The 21,285-nt window shown below is 60.5% G+C and carries 20 protein-coding genes and 1 pseudogene; 17 read left to right on the top strand and 4 right to left on the bottom strand.

The genetic code is table 11. The features are described from left to right. Positions 1-66: 66 nt before the first annotated feature. The 6 genes and pseudogenes from GUY40_RS24950 (at position 67) to GUY40_RS24930 (ending at position 6,280) form a co-directional block, all read left to right on the top strand. Positions 67-3,198 (top strand): outer membrane lipoprotein-sorting protein, encoded by a 3,132-nt coding sequence (locus GUY40_RS24950; RefSeq protein WP_166571577.1) that lies wholly within the window; start codon positions 67-69, stop codon positions 3,196-3,198. A 51-nt stretch (positions 3,199-3,249) separates the two neighbouring features. Further along, entirely contained in the window at positions 3,250-4,452 is a 1,203-nt protein-coding gene (locus tag GUY40_RS24945) for a hypothetical protein (RefSeq protein WP_166571576.1), read from the top strand. A 208-nt stretch (positions 4,453-4,660) separates the two neighbouring features. Then, positions 4,661-4,825 (top strand): annotated as a pseudogene (locus GUY40_RS28475) (transcriptional regulator); the annotation flags it as partial. Between the two features lie 55 nt (positions 4,826-4,880). Then, positions 4,881-5,351, top strand: a complete 471-nt coding sequence (locus tag GUY40_RS24940) for an arsenate reductase ArsC (RefSeq protein ID WP_166571575.1) — start codon at positions 4,881-4,883, stop codon at positions 5,349-5,351. 23 nt (positions 5,352-5,374) lie between these two features. Beyond that, on the top strand, positions 5,375-6,088 hold the full coding sequence (gene arsH, locus GUY40_RS24935; protein ID WP_166571574.1) for an arsenical resistance protein ArsH: 714 nt from the start codon (positions 5,375-5,377) through the stop codon (positions 6,086-6,088). 63 nt (positions 6,089-6,151) lie between these two features. Beyond that, positions 6,152-6,280: an ATP-dependent helicase C-terminal domain-containing protein gene (locus tag GUY40_RS24930; RefSeq protein ID WP_371924963.1), complete on the top strand. Its 129-nt coding sequence runs from the start codon at positions 6,152-6,154 to the stop codon at positions 6,278-6,280. 78 nt (positions 6,281-6,358) lie between these two features. On the opposite strand, the gene GUY40_RS24925 is transcribed toward GUY40_RS24930, so the two are convergent. After that, complete coding sequence (locus tag GUY40_RS24925; RefSeq protein ID WP_166571572.1) at positions 6,359-7,024, bottom strand: YciC family protein; 666 nt, start codon at positions 7,022-7,024, stop codon at positions 6,359-6,361. 201 nt (positions 7,025-7,225) lie between these two features. On the opposite strand from GUY40_RS24925, the gene GUY40_RS24920 reads away from it, so the two are divergent. From GUY40_RS24920 to GUY40_RS24905, 4 genes are all read left to right on the top strand, one after another. Continuing rightward, a complete protein-coding gene (locus tag GUY40_RS24920) occupies positions 7,226-7,984 on the top strand; it encodes a DUF2076 domain-containing protein (RefSeq protein ID WP_166571571.1) in 759 nt (252 codons plus the stop codon). 147 nt (positions 7,985-8,131) lie between these two features. Beyond that, positions 8,132-8,611 carry an NYN domain-containing protein gene (locus GUY40_RS24915; protein ID WP_166571570.1) on the top strand — a complete coding sequence of 160 codons (480 nt, stop codon included), beginning with the start codon at positions 8,132-8,134 and terminating at the stop codon, positions 8,609-8,611. A 21-nt stretch (positions 8,612-8,632) separates the two neighbouring features. Beyond that, a complete protein-coding gene (locus tag GUY40_RS24910) occupies positions 8,633-9,241 on the top strand; it encodes a PolC-type DNA polymerase III (RefSeq protein ID WP_166571569.1) in 609 nt (202 codons plus the stop codon). A gap of 425 nt (positions 9,242-9,666) precedes the next feature. Continuing rightward, positions 9,667-10,998 (top strand): DEAD/DEAH box helicase, encoded by a 1,332-nt coding sequence (locus GUY40_RS24905; RefSeq protein ID WP_166571568.1) that lies wholly within the window; start codon positions 9,667-9,669, stop codon positions 10,996-10,998. Positions 10,999-11,129: 131 nt separating this feature from the next. On the opposite strand, the gene GUY40_RS24900 is transcribed toward GUY40_RS24905, so the two are convergent. Continuing rightward, positions 11,130-12,365, bottom strand: coding sequence for a TIGR03862 family flavoprotein (locus GUY40_RS24900; protein WP_166571567.1), 1,236 nt, complete (start codon positions 12,363-12,365; stop codon positions 11,130-11,132). A gap of 343 nt (positions 12,366-12,708) precedes the next feature. On the opposite strand from GUY40_RS24900, the gene GUY40_RS24895 reads away from it, so the two are divergent. Beyond that, entirely contained in the window at positions 12,709-13,917 is a 1,209-nt protein-coding gene (locus tag GUY40_RS24895) for an MFS transporter (RefSeq protein ID WP_166571566.1), read from the top strand. Here the strand turns inward: GUY40_RS24895 and GUY40_RS24890 are convergent. Next, positions 13,914-14,825 carry a histone deacetylase gene (locus tag GUY40_RS24890; RefSeq protein ID WP_166571565.1) on the bottom strand — a complete coding sequence of 304 codons (912 nt, stop codon included), beginning with the start codon at positions 14,823-14,825 and terminating at the stop codon, positions 13,914-13,916. The genes GUY40_RS24895 and GUY40_RS24890 overlap by 4 nt on opposite strands. A gap of 99 nt (positions 14,826-14,924) precedes the next feature. Here GUY40_RS24890 and GUY40_RS24885 point away from each other — a divergent pair, with 99 nt between their 5' ends. Genes GUY40_RS24885 through GUY40_RS24870 form a run of 4 tightly spaced genes read left to right on the top strand, consistent with a single transcriptional unit; the run spans position 14,925 to position 18,575 of the window. Further along, entirely contained in the window at positions 14,925-15,494 is a 570-nt protein-coding gene (locus GUY40_RS24885) for a GNAT family N-acetyltransferase (protein ID WP_166571564.1), read from the top strand. After that, a complete protein-coding gene (locus GUY40_RS24880; protein ID WP_166571563.1) occupies positions 15,487-17,103 on the top strand; it encodes a nitroreductase family protein in 1,617 nt (538 codons plus the stop codon). Before GUY40_RS24885 ends, GUY40_RS24880 begins: the two co-directional genes overlap by 8 nt. After that, the gene (gene tesB / locus GUY40_RS24875; protein ID WP_166571562.1) at positions 17,104-17,973 is read left to right on the top strand and encodes an acyl-CoA thioesterase II; all 870 of its coding nucleotides are present in this window, start codon (positions 17,104-17,106) and stop codon (positions 17,971-17,973) included. After that, a complete protein-coding gene (locus tag GUY40_RS24870; protein WP_166571561.1) occupies positions 17,970-18,575 on the top strand; it encodes an HAD family hydrolase in 606 nt (201 codons plus the stop codon). Before tesB ends, GUY40_RS24870 begins: the two co-directional genes overlap by 4 nt. A 30-nt stretch (positions 18,576-18,605) precedes the next feature. Here the strand turns inward: GUY40_RS24870 and GUY40_RS24865 are convergent, their stop codons facing one another. Continuing rightward, entirely contained in the window at positions 18,606-19,490 is an 885-nt protein-coding gene (locus GUY40_RS24865) for a neutral zinc metallopeptidase (RefSeq protein WP_166571587.1), read from the bottom strand. A 248-nt stretch (positions 19,491-19,738) separates the two neighbouring features. Between GUY40_RS24865 and pcaH the strand changes: the two genes are divergently transcribed. Then, the gene (pcaH, locus tag GUY40_RS24860) at positions 19,739-20,458 is read left to right on the top strand and encodes a protocatechuate 3,4-dioxygenase subunit beta (RefSeq protein WP_166571560.1); all 720 of its coding nucleotides are present in this window, start codon (positions 19,739-19,741) and stop codon (positions 20,456-20,458) included. A gap of 12 nt (positions 20,459-20,470) precedes the next feature. Next, positions 20,471-21,076 carry a protocatechuate 3,4-dioxygenase subunit alpha gene (gene pcaG, locus GUY40_RS24855; RefSeq protein ID WP_166571559.1) on the top strand — a complete coding sequence of 202 codons (606 nt, stop codon included), beginning with the start codon at positions 20,471-20,473 and terminating at the stop codon, positions 21,074-21,076. Positions 21,077-21,285: the final 209 nt, after the last annotated feature.

The raw sequence follows: 21,285 nt of genomic DNA, 5'->3' as shown, positions 1-21,285 counted from the left end.
AAAACCGCAGCGGTAGATTCTGTTCACGAAAGCGGCATCAAGAGCTCATTGCCCCTGGAGCGGTATGTGACTTGGGTGGTCGATCACCGGCGCTGGGTTATTGCCCTTGTGCTGGCTCTATCCGCATTTTTCGGCTTTTTTGCAGCCAAGCAACAGGTCATCATCAATCCTGCCGCTGTTGTTCCGCAGAGCCATCCATACATCAAGGCGACCAACACCATCGAGAGGATCTTCGGTTCGAAGTATCTCGTGGTGATCGGACTGACCCCAGCCCAGGGCGATGCGCTGCAACCTCAGGTGCTGGAGGCCGTGAAGCGCATCACGGACAAGCTTTATGCCGCGCCATCGGTTACCAGGCAGACGCTGCTGAGCCTTTCCTCACGGCAGGCCAAGAGTATTCGTGGGAACGCCGAAGGGTTTGAGGCCAAGCCGTTGCTCGGTGATCAGATACCGACGACAGCAGATCAACTCAGCGCCCTGAAGTCGGCCATCGATGCAAATCCGGTTTATCGGGACACGGTGATATCCAGCGACTGGCGAACCGCAACGATCATGCTGGCGCTCAAGGAGAACCCCAATGGTTTTGGGGCAATGCTCTCGGATGTTCACCAGATTCTGAGCCAGGAGAATACGCCAGGCATCGAGATTTCCTTGAGTGGGAACCCGGTGTTCCTGCATCAGGCTGAAGTCTTTGCGGATCGAATCAACGGGTTGTTCCCGATCGCGGTCCTGGTGATTGGCTTGCTGCACTACGAAGCCTTCCGTACTCGTCAGGGGCTGATTCTTCCCTTGGTGACGGCGTTGCTCTCGGTGGTGTGGGGTGTCGGAATCATGGGGTTGATGAAGGTGCCGATGGACATCTTCAACTCGCCTACACCCATCCTTATTCTTGCTGTCGCGGCTGGGCACGCCGTTCAACTACTCAAGCGCTACTACGAGCGCTTCATCGAGTTGGTCAACGGACAGCACATGGCCCCGCAAGAGGCTAATCGGCTGGCGACGATCCAATCGCTTGCTGCCGTGGGACCCGTTCTGGTGATCGCAGGAGGTGTTGCGGCTCTGGGATTCTTCTCGTTGGTAGTGTTCGAGCTGGAAACTGTACGGGCCTTCGGCATTTTCACTGGCATTGGCATCCTCGCCGCGGTACTGCTGGAATTCACCTTCACACCAGCAGTTCGCGCCAGTCTCAAACCGCCTTCGGCCGCGCAAATTGATACAGAGACCAAACCGCGCATTTGGGATCGCATGAGCGCTCGCATTGCTCAGTTAGTGGTCACTCCACGCAGCCGCCGCTGGATCCTGGTTTCTTTCGTCGTACTGATCGGTGTTGCGATCGCCGGTTGGCCCAGGGTGCATGTCGATAACTCGAGCAAGAGTTTCTTCTCGGATTCGCTGCCGTTACAGCGGGACGACAACCTGCTGAATGCGCAGACAGGGGGGACCAACGTCCTATACGTCATGGTCGACACTGGGCAGGCGGATGGAGTGAAAGATCCGCAGGTGCTCAATGCAATTCGCGACCTTCAAGCTGATGCTGCGAAGCGGCCAATCGTTGGAAAGACACTGTCCATCGATGACTTTCTTCAACGCATGCACGAAGCTGCCTCAGGTGATACGGGTGCGATTAACCCACTGCCCGATGATCGAGACCTGATCGCCCAGTACCTGTTCCTTTACTCGATGTCAGGCGACCCGGAAGACTTCTCGGCGCATGTCGACTACGACTATCAGCGGGCGAAGATCGCGATCATGTTGCGTACCAACAGCAATGCTGAAATCGATCGCCTGGTCAACGAACTACGCGAGGTTGCGAACGAGCGCTTCCCCAAAAATGTAACGGTATCGTTCGGTGGTGAGGTGGCGCAGACACTGGCCGTAACCGACGTAATGGTTCACAGCAAGCTGCTGAACATCGCACAGATTCTGGGTGTGATCCTGGCGGTATCGGTGATTGCATTCCGTTCGTTCATTGCAGGTCTGCTGGTGCTGTCGCCTCTACTGGTGGTGCTGTCGCTGGTCTTCGGCGTCATGGGCTACTTTGGAGTCCCGCTGAACATTCCCAACTCATTGATCTCTGCCATGGCAGTGGGGATTGGCGCTGACTACGCGATCTACCTCATATACCGCATTGGTGAGTACACAGCCCAGGGCAAGGCTTTGCCTGAAGCCGTCGAAATGGCAATGAAAACCGCTGGTAAAGCCTGTCTGTTCGTCGCCACTGCTGTGGCGGGTGGCTATGCCGTCCTGATGTTCTCCTACGACTACAAGGTGCATATGTGGCTTTCTAGTTTCATCGTGCTGGCTATGCTGGCGAGTGTGTTGGCAACGCTGACCGTCATTCCAAGCGCCATTCTGGCCTTCAAACCCGCATTCATTTTCCAGCGCCGCTCGGGTGACCGTGGGGCAGTGCTGTTGATCATCCTGGCTGCCATCGGCTTCCTGACTTACTCACAGGCAGGTTGGTCTGCCGAGTTGGAGGCGACGCGGATCATGGAGCGCAATGCTGCGGTCACTCGCTTCAGCACCTCGACGGCGGATGCGGAGTTTGTGCTGCAGACCAAAGATGGCGGTAAGCGCGTTCGCAAGTCGAACATGGCGTCGAAGCTTCAAGAGAATGGGCAAGACACGATGCGTCTGGTGCGCTTCGAAGCGCCGGCGGATATTCGCGGAACAACGACGTTGCTCGTTGAACGTTCTGCTCAGGATGACGACATGTGGGTGTACCTGCCGGCGATGAAGCGTGTGCGTCGTCTGGTGGCCTCGAACAAAAAAGACAGCTTCATCGGCACTGATTTTAGCTATGGCGATGTCATGGGGCACAAAGTCGGTGATTGGAAACACACCTTGCTTAGCCAGCAGACACGGGACGGTGTCGAGCACTACATCATCGAATCGGTACCCGCGCAAGACAGCGTGCGCACCCACTCGGGATATGCCAAGCGCGTGACATGGGTGCGCAAGGACAATTTCGCAACGACTTACGTGGAAGCCTCGGATGTGAGTGGGCAGCCTTACAAGCAGTTTTCCTTCGCGGACATCCAGCGGGTTGATGCAGTGAGTGGAAAGTGGCAGCCAATGAAAACCGAAGGCAAGAACCTGCAGAGCGGGCATACCACAACAATCACTTTCTCCAATTTCAAGGTCGGTGAATCGCTGAGCGACAGACTCTTCTCTGCGAACAACATAGGTTCCAAGTAAGGAGAGGAGATGAGTGGGTCTTTTTTGCCCTGGTGGCGGGCCGGTGTTGTCGTGCCTCTGATTCTCTCGGCGAGCGCTTATGCCAGTGCACCGGAAGTGACAGGGGAGATCGCTTCAGGTGTGTGGTCATCCAACCGAATGTTGGATGATAAGCGCGCGGTATCCTCCAGTCGTGCCAAGCTCAAACTGGACTGGCAGGCGTCCGAAAGCCTGCAGTTGAGTAGTGAGGTCTGGGCGCTATCGTCGCCGGAGCGCCTGGATGAGAAGCGTGAAGACGCAGGGGTCAATGAGCTGTATGTGAAAAGCAGCGAGACATTGTGTGCGCCTGCCTTGGGTAAAAAGCTGGTCATGTGGGGGCGTGCTGACGGGATCAATCCCACTGATCAGATTTCGCCGAGCAACTATCGGAGATTGACCCCTGAAACTACTGATCAGCGCACGGGCAACTGGGGACTGCACCTGGACTGTGAGATGGGCGCGGGAAAGCTGCAGGTGCATGTACTGGATCGGTTCCAGTTCAATGACGTGCCGCTGGAGAAGACACCTGGCGTTGTCTTCAGAGAAGAAGATCCAAATGTGCGTCCTACAGTTGCTGTGAAGTATGACGTGCTCGGCTCTGATGCCGACTGGTCGGTGAGTGTGATTGACGGCCATGACTTGTTTCCGACCTTCGCAGTACGAAGTGCCACGCCTGAAGGCATCACGCTTGGTCAGCACGCCACTCGTATGCGAATGCTGGGTAGCGACTTCACAATTGTCCGGGGGGAGATGGCCTATAGGGGGGAGATTGCGTGGGTAGACTTCGAGCAGTCATCGGATCCTGGTGTCGCCCGACGGCAGCCCTATGCCTCAGCAATGGGTGGTGCTGAATGGTATATCGGCGATCGAGAGACTATTTCCTTGCAGGGCTTTTGGCGGCACTTGAGGTCGGTTTCGAGTCTGTCGAACGATCCCTTGCTTGCCCAGGTACAAGCGGCACAAGCGCTGATCAGCAATGAGCTGGACCGTGATCAGTATGGGGTTACGCTCAGGTATGCCAGGCCGCTGTTTGACTCAAAAGCTGACCTCGATCTCTTTGCGGTCTGGACTGAGCCTCGCGACGACTGGATGCTGCGAGGAAGGCTCAAGTACGCATTAACGGATTCCTGGCGGGTGAGCACAGGGTTAGACATCTTCAGAGGGCCCCGGGATTCCTTCCTTGGCCATTTGAGACCGAACTCATTGACGTTCGTTGAGGCGAGTTACAGGTGGTGAGCCGAGGCGGCGACGTCGATAGCGTCTAGTTCTTTCACCATGTAGACCGCTGAGGCCGGGCATAACGCGGTGAACGCCTGCGAACAGGAAATCGCTTTCGGCGCTTGGGATCGCTCCCTGGGTTCGGTGTTGAGGTTTGGCTTGATTAGGGGGAGCCGCCAGAGCTAGAACGATCAGAATATCTGATTTACCGTATATATGGCTTATCCGCCAGGGGCAGTGGGTGTATTACCGCCTGCACCCCTCTCTGCCTGAGTGGGTTGCGACGATGTTGAAAAGTGTCGTCGATGCCAACCAGGACTGGTTGAACACTGATGCTATGCGTCTCGCCGAGATGGGGGATAGGCCCCTAAGCCCGGCCGCTTGTGTTTGACCTCTCTTTTCCCGGCTTTGGCAATCCGCCTGAGCTTTTGCTCCGGAGATATTTCATGAAAATCTTGTTCATGTGCACCCACAACAGCTGCCGCAGCATTTTGTCTGAAGCACTGTTCAACCACTTGGCACCCGAAGGCATGGAAGCCGTGAGCTCGGGGAGTTTTCCAAGTGGCAAGGTCAATGCTCAGGCGTTGAAGACGCTGGAAGCCGCCGGTATCTCCACCGAAGGCCTATCAAGCAAGGCTTCGGATGCATTCGAAAGTTCGCCCCCTGACATCGTCATTACGGTTTGCGATCGCGCTGCTGGAGAGGCTTGCCCAATATTCTTCGGTCCTTCTCTCAAAGCCCATTGGGGCTTGGCTGATCCATCCGCAGTGACCGGTAGCGAAGCGGAGATCGAAACCGCGTTCCAAGCGACGCTGGCCAAGATCGATGAAAGGGTTCGCGCCTTCATGGCTCTGCCTGTTGGGCAAATGAGCGTGGATGATCTGAAAGCAGCGCTCGCCCACATCGGCACTCTCTAACCACTGGATACAAGGAGATTGGAATGAACGACATTTTGCCAAACATCCAGCCAGAGCTGGTCGATCTTCCCTCGCTGGAGCAGCTTCAGCCGAAGGATCCGTCCGCTCATAAACCCCGGATTCTGCTGCTCTACGGGTCTACTCGCGAACGTTCGTTCAGCCGGTTGATGGTGCAGGAAGCTGCTCGCCTGCTGGAGCAATTCGGCGCCGAAACTCGAGTCTTTGATCCATCGGGTTTGCCGCTACCGGATGATGTGCCGGACTCCCATGAGAAGGTTCGCGAGCTTCGTGAGCTTATGCAGTGGTCCGAGGGCCAGGTCTGGTGCTCTCCCGAGCGTCATGGCTCGATGAGCGCTGTGTTCAAAGCACAGATTGACTGGGTACCGCTGGCGATGGGAGCTGTCCGTCCTACCCAAGGCAAGACCCTGGCAGTCCTGCAGGTCTGTGGTGGTTCGCAATCTTTCAACGTGGTGAACCAACTCCGGGTGCTTGGCCGCTGGATGCGCATGTTCACCATCCCCAACCAATCGTCGGTACCGAAGGCATTTCTGGAGTTTGACAATTCAGGTCGGATGAAACCTTCGTCCTACTACGACCGCCTGGTTGATGTGATGGAGGAGTTGATGAAGTTCACGCTGCTTCTGCGAGATCGCCAGGACTATCTGGTGGATCGGTACTCAGAGCGAAAGGAGTCAGCCGAGGAGCTTTCAAAGCGGGTCAACCAGCGTTCCATTTGAGCTTATGAGCATGGGGCAAACAGCACGTGATCGGTTATCTGACGCAATGCGAGGCACGCTACGATTTTCCGATTGTTCGCAGACCTGAAGGGGCGCTATCCCAAGCACTATTGGCCGGATGACCCGCTGGTGGCCGAAGCCACCGCGCGGGCCAAACCACGCCGCTCGGCTCAGGGCCTGGGCTGCAACTGAAAACGCGCCAGCAGCGGCCTGTGGGTCATCCTGCCGAACCTGCGCCATCTGGCGCAGGATACGCGCTGCGCGACAAAATCAGGCGCGGTCGGGCACCGCATCGTCGACCAGCATGAACAGGCGGAACAGCACCACGCTGGTGAACAATTGCAAGAAGCTGCTGACGCTGTCGAGCAGCAGCGACATTGCCGGGTTTTGTGGCGCCGGGTAGACCATCATGCTCACACCATCGAGCAGCCAGAGTGGCGCCAGTACGCAGAGAATGCAGGTGAGGATGCGCATGAAGTGGCCCTGGGTCAGCTGGAAGCTGGCCCGCATGGCGGCCAGCGGCGTCAACCCGCGCAGCACCAGCAGGTACTCGGCGAATACCAGTTTGATCATCACCCACAGGCCCGGCAGCACGAACAGCGACATGCCAAACATGATCAACAGGGTGCTGATCATCGCCAGCAGGGCAAAGGTCGGCCACAGGCGCACCGCCATGGCCAGCAAGTCGCGCTTGAGCGGTTGACGGCCTTCGCTGCGGGCGTCGAGAAAGAGGATCAGCGCCGCCGTGTAGAGCGGGTAGAACAGCAGGCCGACCAGCACCGTGTAGGCCGGTGAGGCATCGGTGCCGACTGCCTGGTCCACCAGTTGCTTGACCACCGATTCCAGCACCACCAGGGGCAGGCACAGTTGCACGATGGTCGCCAGGTTGCGGCGAAAGAAATACAGGGAGTCACGCAGAACGGTGAGCGGATTCATCGGTCGATATCGCAGCCTAAGGAGCAGGTCGTCACTTTAGCCGATGCTCCGGGCAGGTCCAACCGCAAGGCGCAGGCGGTTAACAAAAGTTTAATCACCGCAGGCCTTTCAATCGGCCATCTTTACCCCCACTTTCAAGCCATGCCCGTGCCCAGGCGGCGCGGTTCCCGGTTTTCTCCAAGGCAATCTAACGAGGTCGCGATGAACAGCGAAGAACAAACCCTGATCGATGGACTGTTTGCCCGGCTCAAGCAGGCCGAAACACCGTCCACGCCACGCGACGCTCAGGCCGAACAACGTATTGTCGAGCATCTGCATGCTCAGCCGTCGGCGCCGTACTACATGGCCCAGGCGATTCTGGTGCAGGAAGCGGCCCTCAAGCGCCTCGATGAGCAGAACAAGCAGCTGCAGGCCGAACTGGCCCAGGCCAAGGCTCAAGCTCATGCCGCACCGGCTCAGGCGCCCGCCGCCAGCGGTGGTGGCTTTCTCTCCAGCCTGTTTGGCGGCTCATCGCGGGCCCCACAATCGGCCCCGCAACCTGTCCAGCGTCAGGCCCCGGTCGCCAGTTCCGGTGGTGGCTGGCGTGAGCCTTCGAGCCACTTCGGTGGCGCCCCCGGCATGGTCCCGCAGCAGAATTACGCAGCGCCCCAGCCCCAGGCCGCCCCTGCTCGTGCGGGCAGCAGCTTTCTCGGCGGCGCCCTGCAAACCGCGGCGGGCGTGGCCGGTGGCGTGATGCTGGCGCAAGGCATCAGCAGCCTGTTCAACCAGCCCTCGCAGCCTGAGGAAGTGGCCGAAGTCGCCAAGGAAGAGCCGGCGCCTGCCAGCGACACCGGTGGATGGGGCAACGATCAACCGCAGATGGTCAGCCACGACAACAACGGTGGTGACCAGGGCGGCTTCATGGACGCCGGTTATTCCGACGATGGCGGCGATTTGTTCTCCGACGACGAGTACGTCTGACCCTCGCATACCGCACCCGGCGCCCTTGTCGGGTGCGGCATTGCTGCGCACTTTCCCCTTATCCTGCTTCAGGCTGGCATACTGTCCGGCGACCCGGCCCGGGTTTCGCTGGCCGGCCAGTGCGCGTTGACGCCATGAGGATGTGCGGTGAGAAAGATTGCAGTGTTCGCCGATGTACAAAACCTCTATTACACAGTGCGCCAGGCCTATGGTTGCCATTTCAACTACGCCGCGTTGTGGGCCGATATCGGCAAGCGTGGGGAGATCGTCGAGGCCTATGCCTATGCCATCGACCGGGGCGACAGCCGCCAGCAACAGTTCCAGCAGATCCTGCGCAACCTTGGTTTTACGGTAAAGCTCAAGCCTTATATCCAGCGCAGCGACGGCTCGGCCAAGGGCGACTGGGACGTGGGCATCACCCTGGACATCATGGACGCCGCCGATCACGTCGATGAAGTGGTACTGGCCTCGGGCGACGGTGATTTCGACCTGCTGCTCGAACGCATCATCCAGAAGCACGGCGTCGAGGCGGTGGCCTATGGCGTCCCGGGCCTGACCGCCAACTCGCTGATCCGTGCCGCCAGCCGTTATGTGCCCATTGAAGGCGCGCTGTTGTTGAAAAACTAGCCACTGTTGAGGTTTGCCCGTTTGGAACGTATTGCTGTCATCGACTTTGAAACCACGGGTATCTCCCCGAGCGACTATTGCCGCGTCACTGAAATTGCCGTGGTCATGCTTGAGCACGGGCAGATCGTGGATCGTTATCAGAGCCTGATGAATGCCGGTGTCTCGGTGCCCGGATTTGTCGCCAGCCTGACCGGCATCACCACGGCGATGGTGCGCAGTGCGCCGCCGGTGGAGCAGGTGATGCGCGAGGCTGTCGCCTTTGTCGGCGACACGCCGCTGCTGGCGCACAACGCCTCGTTCGACCAGAAATTCTGGGACTTCGAACTCGGCCGGATCGGCCACAGCCGTCACCAGCGCTTTGCCTGTTCGATGCTGCTGGCCCGGCGCCTGATGCCTGCCGCGCCCAACCACAAACTCGGCACCCTGACCCGTTACGCCAACTTGCCTGACACCGGCAAGGCTCACCGGGCCATGGCGGATGCCGAGATGGCTGCCAACCTGGCCCAGCACCTGGCCGGTGAACTGCGCCAGACCCACGGCCTGGCGCACGTTTCCCATGACCTGTTCTGCAGCTTGCAGAAAGTCCCGGCGGCCAAGATCCGCGAAGCCCTGGCCCGCCATCGCGGCTAGGCATTCTTTGGGGGCAATCACCGGATGCTGAGCCTTACTTCTGTGGGAGCAAAGCTTGCTCGCGATAGCTTCACCGCGGTGTACCTGATAAAGCGCGGCGCCTGCATCGCGAGCAAGCTTTGCTCCCACAAAAAATCAAAAGCGGCTTGCATTTGCCTCCAGATGGCCACCCGGTTGATCAGGCCTCAAGTGTCGTCAGACGCTCAGCGACGGCGGGTGCCGACAGCTAATAAACAGGCTTTGACACTTACTTTTGCGCTCATGCCTTTCTAAACTAGCGCTCTAATTATTTGATCGCGAGCCTTGCATGCCTGCCTCCCGTCGTTTGCCATGGATGTTGATCGGCCTGCCGCAATGGCGCAAGCAGTAAGGGCGATGGACAGGTAAACTGCGCGCATTGCTGAACTCTTCGACGGTATTACCTGATGACATTCGCCAAACTTGGCCTGATTGAACCGCTGCTGCGCGCACTGCAAACCCTGGGTTACAACACTCCGACACCGGTCCAGGCACAGGCCATTCCCGCCGTGCTGGCCGGTCGCGACCTGATGGCCGCGGCCCAGACCGGCACCGGCAAGACCGCAGGCTTCGCCCTGCCGCTGCTGCAACGCCTGACCATGGAAGGCGCAAAAGTCGCCAGCAACTCGGTGCGTGCACTGGTGCTGGTGCCGACCCGCGAGCTGGCCGAGCAGGTTCACGCCAATATTCAGGAATACGCCGAGCACCTGCCGCTGAGCACCTATGCGGTGTACGGCGGCGTCAGCATCAATCCGCAAATGATGAAGCTGCGCAAGGGCGTCGACCTCTTGGTGGCCACCCCGGGGCGACTGCTCGACCTGTACCGCCAGAACGCGGTGAAATTCCCGCAGCTGCAAGTGCTGGTGCTCGATGAAGCGGATCGCATGCTTGACCTGGGGTTCTCCGAAGAGCTGAGCAACATCTACGCGGCCTTGCCGAGAAAGCGCCAGACGCTGCTGTTTTCCGCGACCTTTTCCGATTCGATTCGGCTGTTGGCCGGGACCATGCTCAACGACCCGCTGAGCATTGAAGTCAGCCCGCGCAACGTGGCCGCTAACACGGTCAAGCAGTGGGTCGTGCCTGTGGATAAAAAGCGCAAGCCGGAGCTGTTTATTCACTTAATGCGCAAGCAGCGCTGGAAGCAAGTGCTGGTCTTCGCCAAGACCCGCAACGGCGTCGATCAACTGGTCGAGCGGCTGATGGGGCAGGGCGTCAACGCCGACGGCATTCATGGTGACAAGCCCCAGGCTACCCGCCAGCGCGCGCTGGACAGCTTCAAGGCCAGTGAGGTGCAGATCCTGGTCGCCACCGATGTGGCGGCACGCGGGCTGGATATCGAAAGCCTGCCGCTGGTGGTGAACTTCGACCTGCCGATCGTGGCTGAAGACTACATCCACCGCATCGGCCGGACCGGCCGTGCCGGTTCCACGGGTGAAGCGATTTCGCTGGTGTGCGCCGATGAAGTGAACCTGCTGGCCGCCATCGAAACCCTGACCCGTGTGACCTTGCCGCGCCATGAAGAACCGGATTTCGTGCCGGAACATCGGGTGCCGATGACCGACGCCAGTGGCGCCGTGCTGAAAAAGCCGAAGAAACCGAAAAAGCCGAAAGAAACGGGCGGCAAGCGTAGCCTGGGTCGCTGGATGGACAGCGGCGACGAGCCGGCGGCGGAGCCTGCGGTCAAGCCGGTGCGCAAGGTGCCGGTGTTCAATACGGGGCCGCGCAAGCGCAAGCCTTGAGACGAAAATACCGCAGCATGTGGGTCTAGCATCTGTGGGAGCGGATTGATCCGCGAATGGTTTCGCCGCGGTGTGTCAGACCTGCTGCGGTGAAGCTATTCGCGGATAAATCCGCTCCAACATTAAGTCGCTTAACTCTGCAACCACTCCAGCGCCCCCAGCCCTGCCACTCGCCCACTGGCAAAGCACGCCGTCAGCAGATACCCCCCAGTCGGCGCTTCCCAGTCGAGCATTTCGCCAGCGCAGAACACGCCGGGCTTGCTCGTGAGCATCAGATGCTTATCCACAGCCTCGAATGTCACACCGCCCGCGCTACTGATCGCTTCATCCAGCGGCCGTGTCTGCACCAACGTAATCGGCAATGCCTTGATCGCCCGTGCCAGCAAGGCCGGGTCAGCAAAGGTTGCGGCATTCGTCTGTTCGCGCAGCAAGGCCGCTTTCACCCCGTCGAGCCCCACCTGGCTGTGCAGATGCTTGGCCATCGAGCGCGAGCCGCGCGGCTTGGCCAGGGCGCTTTGGAGTTTATCCACAGCCTTGCCCGGCAGCAGGTCCAGCATCACTGTGGCGCTACCGGATTGGTTGATGCGTTCGCGAATCTGCGCCGACAGCGCATAGACCAGGCTGCCTTCAAGGCCCGTGGCCGTCAGTACGCATTCGCCCAGCCGGGGCGGCTGGCCGTCGACGCTCAAGGCGATGTTCTTCAGCGGGGCGCCGGCGAACTTGGCTTTCAGCACTTCGCTCCAGGCGGCAACGTCGAAACCGCAGTTGGCCGGCTGCAGGGCTTTGAGTTCAACGCCTGCTTCTGCCAGCCAAGGCATCCAGGCACCGTCGGAACCCAGGCGTGCCCAGCTGCCGCCGCCCAGCGCCAATACCACAGCGTCGGCCTTGATCGCCTGTTCGCCTTCGAGATTGGCGATGCGCAGCGCGCCATCGACATTCCAGCCCAACCAGCGGTGCCGGGTGTGGATAACTACGCCGGCATCGCGCAGGCGCTTGAGCCAGGCACGAAGCAGCGGCGCGGCTTTCATGTCGGTGGGGAATACCCGCCCGGAACTGCCGACAAAAGTCTCGATGCCCAGGCCGTGAATCCATTGGCACAGGGCGTCGGCATTGAACGGGGTCAGCAGGCGGTCAATCTCGTCGCTGCGTTCGGCATAGCGCGAAACAAAGGCCGAATAGGCCTCGGAATGGGTGATGTTCATGCCGCCGACGCCGGCCAGCAAGAATTTACGCCCCACCGACGGCATCGCGTCGTACAAATCAACGCGCACGCCCGCCTGGCTCAGCACTTCGGCCGCCATCAACCCGGCAGGGCCACCACCAATAATTGCAACGTGGAAGGTAGAAGAAGGGCGGGCGTCGGACATGGGGCTCTGCACGTGGCGAAATTAGCCGGACATTCTACCCCAGGGTGGGCGGCTCAGAGCTGTACAAAAAACACACCGCGCTCGGAAACCCCCGGCTGTGCTGGGCCAAATTGGCTTTCACTCAGGTTATCCACAGGCGGTTCCACAGCGATTGTGAATAACGGCTGGTGAGTAACTAATGGACATAAAAATATTTGCTCACAGCTGTGTATTGGGAAGTGCTTCCAAAATGATGGCTTGCGATGTGCAATTGGCCAAAGCGTCGAGGTGGTTGTTCGGCGAAGTTTACGTCGCGTGAAGCGAGGCACTAGAAATCAGCGTCGAATTACCAACCGGAGAATTCATGGCCAACCCCTATCGCGACCTTCTGACTACCCCCGGCGTCATGGGGTTGGTGATCGCGAGTTCCATTGCTCGTCTGCCACAAGCAATGATCGGCATCGGCATCATTACCATGTTGGTGCAGCAGACGGGTGTTTATTGGCTGGCTGGCGCGGTCGCAGGGACATTTACATTGGCGAATGCGCTTATCGGCCCGCACGTATCGAAGCTTGTTGATCAGCGGGGGCAGAGTCGAGTCTTGCCCTTGGTGACTGCCTTCAGTATTGGCATGTTGTTGGCATTGATAATGGCTGTCTATATGAGGGCTTCGGTCTTGCTGCTTTTTATTCTTGCGGCACTGGCGGGCACGATGCCAAGCATGCCCGCGATGATAAGAGCACGCTGGACACAACTTTTCCGTGGCAAGCCGCAATTACACACGGCCTTCTCCTTGGACACTGTTCTAACTGAACTGGCCTTTATCATTGGTCCACCACTCGCCATTGGTCTGAGCACCAGCTTCTTCGCCGAAGCCGGACCTCTTGTTGCCGTCTTGCTGCTGGTAATCGGTGTGACTGCTTTTCTTCTGCAGCGGCAGACAGAACCGGAGGTAGTCATGGGCGGCGGGGGGAGCTCAAGCTCGACCTTACGTATCCCCGGCCTTCGCACCATCGTTCTGGCGCTTCTAGCAATGGGTGTGATTGGCGGATCAATCGATGTGGCTGTTGTTGCCTTCGCCAACGCACAAGGCTGGCCAACGTCCGCCAGCTTCATTCTGGCAGCCTATGCGCTCGGCTCAATGATCGCTGGCCTGACGTTCGGCGCGTTAAGGGTTTCCTTACCGATTGAAAAGCAGTTCTTCATTGGGATACTGGTAACGGCAGTAACAGCCGTATTGCCCATTCTCTCACCGGACGTCTACGTCTTGACGGGGATGCTCTTTGTGGCAGGCATGTCATTCGCGCCAACTATGGTCATCGTCATGAATCTCGGTACGATCATTGTTCCACCGTCCAGGATCACCGAAGGACTAACGTGGATGACGACAGGCATCAGCATCGGCGTAGCGCTCGGTGGAGTCGTTTCGGGGCTGGTCATTGATGCCTATGGCGCGCGGGCAGGGTTCGGTGTAGCCATTGTCGCGGGGCTGGTGATGGTGGCGGTCGTGCTTTTGGGTCAGCGTACCCTTCGTGCGTCAGAGAGTTACGCCGAGCCGATTGTGAACAACTAAAGACGTGCCCACACCCGCTGGGCGCTGTGGTGCAGGATACCGTGGCGGCGGGCCAGCGCTTGGCGGTCTTTGCTATAGCCGCCACCGATCAGCCCGACCACCGGAATATCGCGCCCCAGGCACTGGCGAAACACCGCCTCGTCACGGGCGGCAACGCCGTTGTCGGTCAGCTGCAGGTAGCCCAGGGCATCGTCCTTGTGCACATCGACGCCGGCGTCGTAGAGCACCAGGTCCGGCTGGTACAGCGGCAGCAGGTAATTGAGGGTGTTGTGGACAACGTGCAGGTATTCCTCGTCGCCCATTCCGCGCTGCAGGGGAATGTCCCAATCGCTCTGGGCCTTGCGGGCCGGGAAGTTCTGTTCGCAGTGCAGGGAAACGGTGATGGCCTCCGGCGTGTCAGCGAGGATCCGCGCGGTACCGTCGCCCTGGTGCACGTCGCAATCGAAGATCAGCACCCGGCTGACAGCACCGCTTTCGAGCAGGTAACGGCTGATCACGGCCAGGTCGTTGAAAATGCAGAAACCGGCCGGATGGTCATAATGAGCATGATGGGTGCCACCGGCCAGATGACAGGCCAGCCCGTGTTGCAAGGCCTGCTCGGCCGCCAGCAGCGAGCCGCCGACGGCGCGTACGGTCCGCCGCGCCAGCGCTTCGCTCCAGGGCAGGCCGAGGCGGCGCTGGTCTTCGCGGGGCAGCTCACCGCTCATGAAACGCTCGATATAGATCGGGTCGTGGGCCAGGGCGAGGATCTCGGCTGGGCAGATATCCGGGCGCAACAAGGCTTGCTCGGTGGTCAGCCCGCTGTCGACCAAGTGATCGCGCAACAAGCGGAACTTGTCCATCGGGAAGCGGTGGTCGGCAGGGAACGCCGGGCTGTAATCGTCGTGGTAGACCAGGGGTAACGGCATGCTGAAGTCGAATCGTGAAGGCCAGAGCCCGATCTTGCCAGTAGCGAGCCCCTGGGGGCCAGCGCTGTAGACTGGCGGCGTTGAGAGAGGAGCCTGTCGATGAAACCGATTCTTGAGCTGGAAAGTGCGCGTCTGCTGCTGCGCCAATGGGGGGACGATGACCTGCGCGAATTCGCCACGCTGTGCGCCGACCCGCAGGTGATGCGTTATTTTCCCGCGCCCTTGAGCCGGGTCGAAAGCGCCGCCTTGATCGGCCGTATCCGTGGCCATTTTGCCGAGTACGGTTTTGGCCTATGGGCGCTGGAGCGCAAGGACAGCGGGGCGTTTATCGGCTTTACCGGGCTGATGAATGTGAACTTCAATGCCCCTTTTGCCCCAGCCGTGGAGATCGGCTGGCGCTTGGCCAGGCGGCATTGGGGCCTGGGCTTTGCCAGCGAGGCGGCGTGGACCAGCTTGCGCTGTGCCTTCGCCCAGTTGGGGCTCAACGAGGTGGTGTCGTTCACTACCCGCAATAATCTGCCGTCGCAGAAAGTCATGCAGGCCATCGGCATGCAGCGCGATCTGGCGGGCGACTTCGAACACCCCAGGCTAACGGCCGATGACCCGTTGCGCGCGCATGTGTTGTATCGCATCAATCGGGCGCAATGGCTGGAGACGCTGCATGGCTGAGTGGGACGATCTACTGAGTTATCACCGGCTGAGCATGCATGCTCCCGAGGCTTTTGCGCCGGGCCCCGGCCAATTGGACTGGGCGACCCAACCGGCCGCGTTTCGCCGTTACCCTCAGGCAAGCGTCATCGAATTGCTGCATCGCCCGCTGGAAGAATCACCGTCCTATGACACGGTCTTCGCTGGCCCCGTGGGAGCGCCCGCAACGTTCAACCTGTCGAGCCTGTCGCAATTGCTCTATGACAGCCTGGCGGTGTCGGCCTGGAAGCGGGCCGGTGGCAATCGCTGGGCGCTGCGGGTCAATCCTTCCAGCGGCAACCTGCACCCCACTGAAGCGTATGTGCTGTTGCCCGCCATGGACGAGGAGGCCGCCCTGCTGGCGCACTACAGCGCCGATATCCATGGGCTTGAAGTCCGCGCGCAACTGCCGCCGCAGCTTGCGCGACAGTTTGCACAGGGCTTGCCGCACGGCGGCTGTGTGCTGGCGCTGAGCAGTATCGTCTGGCGTGAAGCCTGGAAGTACGGCGAGCGCGCCTACCGTTATTGCCAGCACGACCTGGGCCATGCGCTGGCGGCCTTGAGCATCGCGGCCAGTGCGCTGGGTTGGCAGGTCCGCCTGCTGCGTGGGCGCGCCGAGGCCGACTATGATCGGCCCTTCGGTCTGGATCGCGAGGGCTTTCACGAGCGCGAGCAGATTGATGCCGTGCTCTGGGTCGGCCCGGCGCAAGTACGGGAGCCGCAGTGGCCCGGCACATTCTGGAAGGCCTTGGGTGAACTGGAACTCGGTGGAACACCCAATCGCTTGTCCCGTCAGTATCGGCATTGGCCTGAGTTGGAAAGGGTCCATGCGCTGTGCCGGGCACCGGCGTTGCCGATACAGAGTTGGGCAACGGACACTGGCCGCGTGGCTGTGGATAACCCGGGCTTGCCGCTACGGCCTCTGCTGCACCGTCGGCGTAGCGCCCAGGCCATGGACGGTCGCAGCGGTATTCAGGCCGAGTTGCTGAAGGCCTGGTTGCAGCGCCTGATGCCTGAGGCGTCACCGGTGCCCTTTGCGGCCAGCGGCGAACCCCCACAGGTGGACCTGCTGCTGTTTGTGCACCGGGTTCAAGGGCTGGATCCTGGCCTGTACTGGCTGGCGCGCACAGGCCAGGCGCCTGTGACGGGCCTGCGCGAGGATTTTCTCTGGGAGCGTGTGGATGACCACGTGCCGCTGTACCGCCTGCTGGCAGGGGATGCGCGCAGCGCCGCGAAATTCTTGTCGTGCGGGCAGGCCATTGCCAGCGACGGTTGTGTGGCGATCGCGATGCTGGCGCGTTTCGAGCGCGCCCTGGCCGACGGTGTCTGGCGCTACCCGCGCTTGTATTGGGAGTGTGGGATGATCGGCCAGGTGTTGTACCTGGAGGCCGAAGCAGCCGGTTTGTCCGGCACCGGCATCGGTTGTTATTTCGACCCGGCAGTTCATGAATTGATTGGCCATTCGGGCCTGCAATGGCAAAGCCTGTATCATTTCACCTTAGGAAGCGCGGTGTGGGATCAGCGATTGAGCACCGAGCCCGCTTATCCACAGCTGCGCAGACCACCGCAAGAACGCTTAGGAGAATACTGAATGAGCCACGTGTTGGACGATCTGGTCGATTTGTTGAGCCTGGAGCCGATCGAGGAAAACCTGTTCCGTGGGCGCAGCCAGGACCTGGGCTTTCGTCAGTTGTACGGTGGCCAGGTCTTGGGGCAATCGCTGTCCGCTGCCAGCCAGACAGTGGAAGAAGCCCGCCACGTGCACTCGCTGCACGGTTATTTCCTGCGACCTGGCGACGCCACCCTACCGGTGGTCTACATGGTGGACCGGGTACGTGATGGCGGCAGCTTCAGCACCCGCCGGGTGACAGCCGTCCAGAAGGGCCAGCCGATCTTTACCTGCACCACGTCGTTCCAGTACGACGAAGAAGGCTTTGCGCATCAGACGCAGATGCCCCAGGTGGTCGGCCCGGAAAACCTGCCCTGCGAGGTGGAGCTGACAAAGTTGGTGGCGGACCGGATTCCCCCGCATATTCGCGAAAAGCTGCTGTGCGCCAAGCCGATAGAAATGCGCCCGGTGACCGAAAAAGACCCCTACAACCCCCAGGTCGGCGACCCGATCAAATACATCTGGTTTCGCGCCGACGGTGTCCTGGCCGATTCCCCGGCGTTGCACAAATACATCCTCGCCTACGCTTCGGACTTCGGCCTGCTGACCACCTCGCTGATGCCTCATGGCAAGTCGGTGTGGCACAAGGACATGCAGATCGCCAGCCTCGATCACGCGCTGTGGTTCCACCAGAACCTGCGCGCCGATGACTGGCTGCTGTATGCGCTGGACAGCCCCTGGGCCGGCAATGCCCGTGGCTTCTGCCGTGGCAGCATCTACAACCGTGCCGGGCAACTGGTGGCGTCCTCGTCGCAGGAAGGCTTGATCCGTCACCGCAAGGACTGGGCATGAGCCTGAACGATATCCGCCATTGGGTGTTCGACATGGACGGCACCCTGACCGTGGCCGTGCATGACTTCGCGGCCATTCGCCAGGCGCTGGATATCCCGCCTGAAGACGACATCCTCACCCACCTGGCGGCCTTGCCGGCACCGGTTGCGGCCGCCAAGCATGCCTGGCTGCTGGAGCACGAGCGTGATCTGGCGATCGCCTCGACAGCGGCGGTTGGCGCGGTGGAGTTGGTGCGTGAGCTGGTCGGGCGCGGTTATCGGCTGGGGATCCTGACCCGCAACGCGCGGGAGCTGGCCCATGTGACGCTGCAAGCCATTGGCCTGGCCGACTGCTTTGCGGTCGAGGACGTGCTGGGTCGCGACGAGGCACCGCCCAAGCCGCACCCCGGCGGCCTGCTGAAACTGGCCCAGGCCTGGGATGTGGAACCGCAGCGGATGGTGATGGTGGGTGACTACCGGTTTGATCTGGATTGCGGCCGGGCGGCGGGTACCCGGACCGTGCTGGTGAATCTTGCGGATAACCCGTGGCCGGAGCTGACGGATTGGCATGCACCCGATTGCGCGGCCTTGCGCGGGATGTTGGGGCGACCTGATTCCATCTGATTGCGCAGCAGGTCAAGGCCACATTCTGGTCTAGAGGCCCTTGGCGGTGAAGGTGTCGCACTGGCTGATATCACCGTTGGCGAAGCCGGTCTTGAACCAGCGCACCCGCTGTGCGGACGTGCCGTGGGTGAACGAGTCCGGCACCACGCGGCCTTGTCCTTGTTGCTGCAGGCGGTCATCGCCGATGGCATTAGCCGCGTTCAGGGCTTCTTCAATATCGCCGGGCTCCAGCCAGTTGTGCCGCTGCTGGCCATGAAACGCCCAGACGCCGGCCAGGCAATCGGCCTGCAATTCCTGGCGCACCAACAAGCCATTGTTGCCTTCCAGGCGCTGGCCACTCTGGCGGGCGGCCTGCACCCTGGCGGAAACACCGAGCAGGGTTTGCACGTGATGGCCCACTTCATGAGCGATCACATAGGCCTGGGCAAAGTCACCGGCGGCGGCGAAGCGCTGTTCCATTTCGCGGAAGAAGCTGGTGTCCAGGTAAACCATCTGGTCCTGCGGGCAGTAGAAAGGGCCGGTGGCAGAGCTGGCAAAGCCACAGGCGGAATTGACCTGGCCACTGAAGAGTTTCAAGGTCGGGTCTTGGTACTGGCGACCGCCCTGGGAAAAGATTTCCCGCCAGGTGTCTTCGGTGTCGCCCAGAATGCTGGAGACGAAATCAGCCTGTACGTCACCGACCGGCGGCGCCTTGGTGACCCCCGCTGGGGTGGGCGCCGTTTGCTCGGACATCTGCCCGGTGAGCTGGCCGAGAATCTGCATCGGGTCTTGCCCGGTCAGCAAGCCAATGCCGACGATCAGCACCACGGCGCCCAGGCCCAAGCCCTTGCCGCCGCCAAAGCGCATACCGCCGCCACCACCCTCACCACGTGCATCGACGACGTTGTCGCTGCGTCTGCCTTTTTTCCAAAGCATGAAAATGCCCTCGCTGCAGGCGTCTGGGTCGGTACTGCCGTTGAGCGTCGAGGTGCTGAAACCCAAACCTGAACATAGAGGGTAGTTCATGCTGCCGGTAAGGCCTTCTTGGAGCAGCTTCATTCATGCATAACCATATGGTTATGCATGCCACCCGTCTTTTCAGTTTTCCAGCCCCGGCAATTGCCGGACACTGACACCAACGCCTGTCTCCCAGGCCTTACAAAAACCTATAACAGGAGAACGACATGTCTGCTTCAGACAACAGTCGCTTCATCACCCGTGATCGTAATTGGCACCCCAAAGCCCTGACGCCTGACTACAAGACTTCCGTTGCCCGTTCCCCGCGCCAGGCGCTGGTGAGCATTCCGCAATCGGTGAGCGAAACCACCGGCCCGGATTTCACTCACCTGAAGTTTGGCCAGCATGACAACGACCTGCTGCTGAACTACAACAACGGTGGCCTGCCGATCGGCGAGCGCATCATCGTTGCCGGCCGCGTCTGCGACCAGTATGGCAAGCCGATCCCGCACACCCTGGTAGAAATGTGGCAAGCCAACGCTGGCGGCCGCTATCGCCACAAGAATGACCGCTACCTGGCACCGCTGGACCCTAACTTCGGTGGTGTTGGCCGCGCGCTGACCGACAGCGAAGGCTATTACAGCTTCCGCACCATCAAGCCGGGCCCGTACCCATGGCGCAACGGCCCGAATGACTGGCGCCCGGCGCACATTCACTTCTCCATCAGCGGCCCGTCGATTTCGACCCGCTTGATTACCCAGCTGTATTTCGAAGGCGACCCGCTGATCCCGATGTGCCCGATCGTCAAATCGATCGCGGATCCGGAGGCGGTGCAAACCCTGATCGCCAAACTCGACATGGCCAACGGCAACCCGATGGATTGCCTGGCGTATCGGTTCGACATCATCCTGCGCGGCCAGCGCAAGACTCACTTCGAAAACTGCTGAGGAGCTGCGCACATGCCTATTCAACTGCTGCCGGAAACCGCCTCGCAGACCGCCGGCCCTTACGTGCATATTGGCCTGGCCCTGAGCGCGGCCGGCAACGAGCCGCGCGACCAGGAAATCTGGAACGAAATGGCCAAGCCGGGCGCGCCGGGCGAGCACATTGTGCTGCTGGGCAACGTCTATGACGGCAATGGCCACCTGGTTCGCGACTCCTTCCTGGAGTTCTGGCAGGCTGACCACAACGGTCGCTACGACGCCGACTACAACCTGGAGAAGCCCTTCAACAGCTTTGGCCGCACCGCGACCACTTTTGATGCGGGCGAGTGGACGCTTAACACCATCAAGCCGGGTGTGGTGAAAAACGCTGCCGGCGTGCCGATGGCGCCACACATCAACGTCATCCTGTTTGCCCGTGGTATCAACATCCACCTGCACACGCGCCTGTATTTCGATGATGAGGCCCAGGCCAACAGCAAGTGCCCAGTGCTCAACCTGATCGAACAGCCGCAGCGTCGCGAGACCCTGGTGGCCAAGCGTTGCGAAGTGGATGGCAAGCTGGCGTACCGCTTCGACATCCGTATTCAGGGCGAAGGCGAGACGGTGTTCTTCGATTTCTGAACCCGCGATTTACCTGCGAGACGGCGGTGAGGCCATCGCAGGCAAGCCTCAATGGCGGTCAGTTAAGGGATGAACCTCCGAAATCCATGTAGGAGCGGACCCGGCCGCGATGGGCTGCGCAGCGGCCCCGGCGATTCTGAAACCGCCGACACTCGCAAGCTGATTCGCAGATGTCACAGGCCCAAGGGGCCGCTGCGCGGCCCATCGCG

Source organism: Pseudomonas sp. R5(2019), assembly GCF_009905435.1.
Taxonomy (GTDB): domain Bacteria; phylum Pseudomonadota; class Gammaproteobacteria; order Pseudomonadales; family Pseudomonadaceae; genus Aquipseudomonas.
This window is presented reverse-complemented; position numbering and strand designations above follow the sequence as displayed.

What these genes read in the sequence shown, in the direction of transcription:
- GUY40_RS24940 (WP_166571575.1), top strand. Translation starts at nt 4,881, where the DNA reads ATGAAAATCTTGTTCATGTGCACCCACAACAGCTGCCGCAGCATTTTG.
- arsH (WP_166571574.1), top strand. Translation starts at nt 5,375, where the DNA reads ATGAACGACATTTTGCCAAACATCCAGCCAGAGCTGGTCGATCTTCCC.
- GUY40_RS24925 (WP_166571572.1), bottom strand. Translation starts at nt 7,024, where the DNA reads ATGAATCCGCTCACCGTTCTGCGTGACTCCCTGTATTTCTTTCGCCGC.
- GUY40_RS24920 (WP_166571571.1), top strand. Translation starts at nt 7,226, where the DNA reads ATGAACAGCGAAGAACAAACCCTGATCGATGGACTGTTTGCCCGGCTC.
- GUY40_RS24905 (WP_166571568.1), top strand. Translation starts at nt 9,667, where the DNA reads ATGACATTCGCCAAACTTGGCCTGATTGAACCGCTGCTGCGCGCACTG.
- GUY40_RS24900 (WP_166571567.1), bottom strand. Translation starts at nt 12,365, where the DNA reads ATGTCCGACGCCCGCCCTTCTTCTACCTTCCACGTTGCAATTATTGGT.
- GUY40_RS24895 (WP_166571566.1), top strand. Translation starts at nt 12,709, where the DNA reads ATGGCCAACCCCTATCGCGACCTTCTGACTACCCCCGGCGTCATGGGG.
- GUY40_RS24890 (WP_166571565.1), bottom strand. Translation starts at nt 14,825, where the DNA reads ATGCCGTTACCCCTGGTCTACCACGACGATTACAGCCCGGCGTTCCCT.
- GUY40_RS24885 (WP_166571564.1), top strand. Translation starts at nt 14,925, where the DNA reads ATGAAACCGATTCTTGAGCTGGAAAGTGCGCGTCTGCTGCTGCGCCAA.
- GUY40_RS24880 (WP_166571563.1), top strand. Translation starts at nt 15,487, where the DNA reads ATGGCTGAGTGGGACGATCTACTGAGTTATCACCGGCTGAGCATGCAT.
- tesB (WP_166571562.1), top strand. Translation starts at nt 17,104, where the DNA reads ATGAGCCACGTGTTGGACGATCTGGTCGATTTGTTGAGCCTGGAGCCG.
- GUY40_RS24870 (WP_166571561.1), top strand. Translation starts at nt 17,970, where the DNA reads ATGAGCCTGAACGATATCCGCCATTGGGTGTTCGACATGGACGGCACC.
- GUY40_RS24865 (WP_166571587.1), bottom strand. Translation starts at nt 19,490, where the DNA reads ATGCTTTGGAAAAAAGGCAGACGCAGCGACAACGTCGTCGATGCACGT.
- pcaH (WP_166571560.1), top strand. Translation starts at nt 19,739, where the DNA reads ATGTCTGCTTCAGACAACAGTCGCTTCATCACCCGTGATCGTAATTGG.
- pcaG (WP_166571559.1), top strand. Translation starts at nt 20,471, where the DNA reads ATGCCTATTCAACTGCTGCCGGAAACCGCCTCGCAGACCGCCGGCCCT.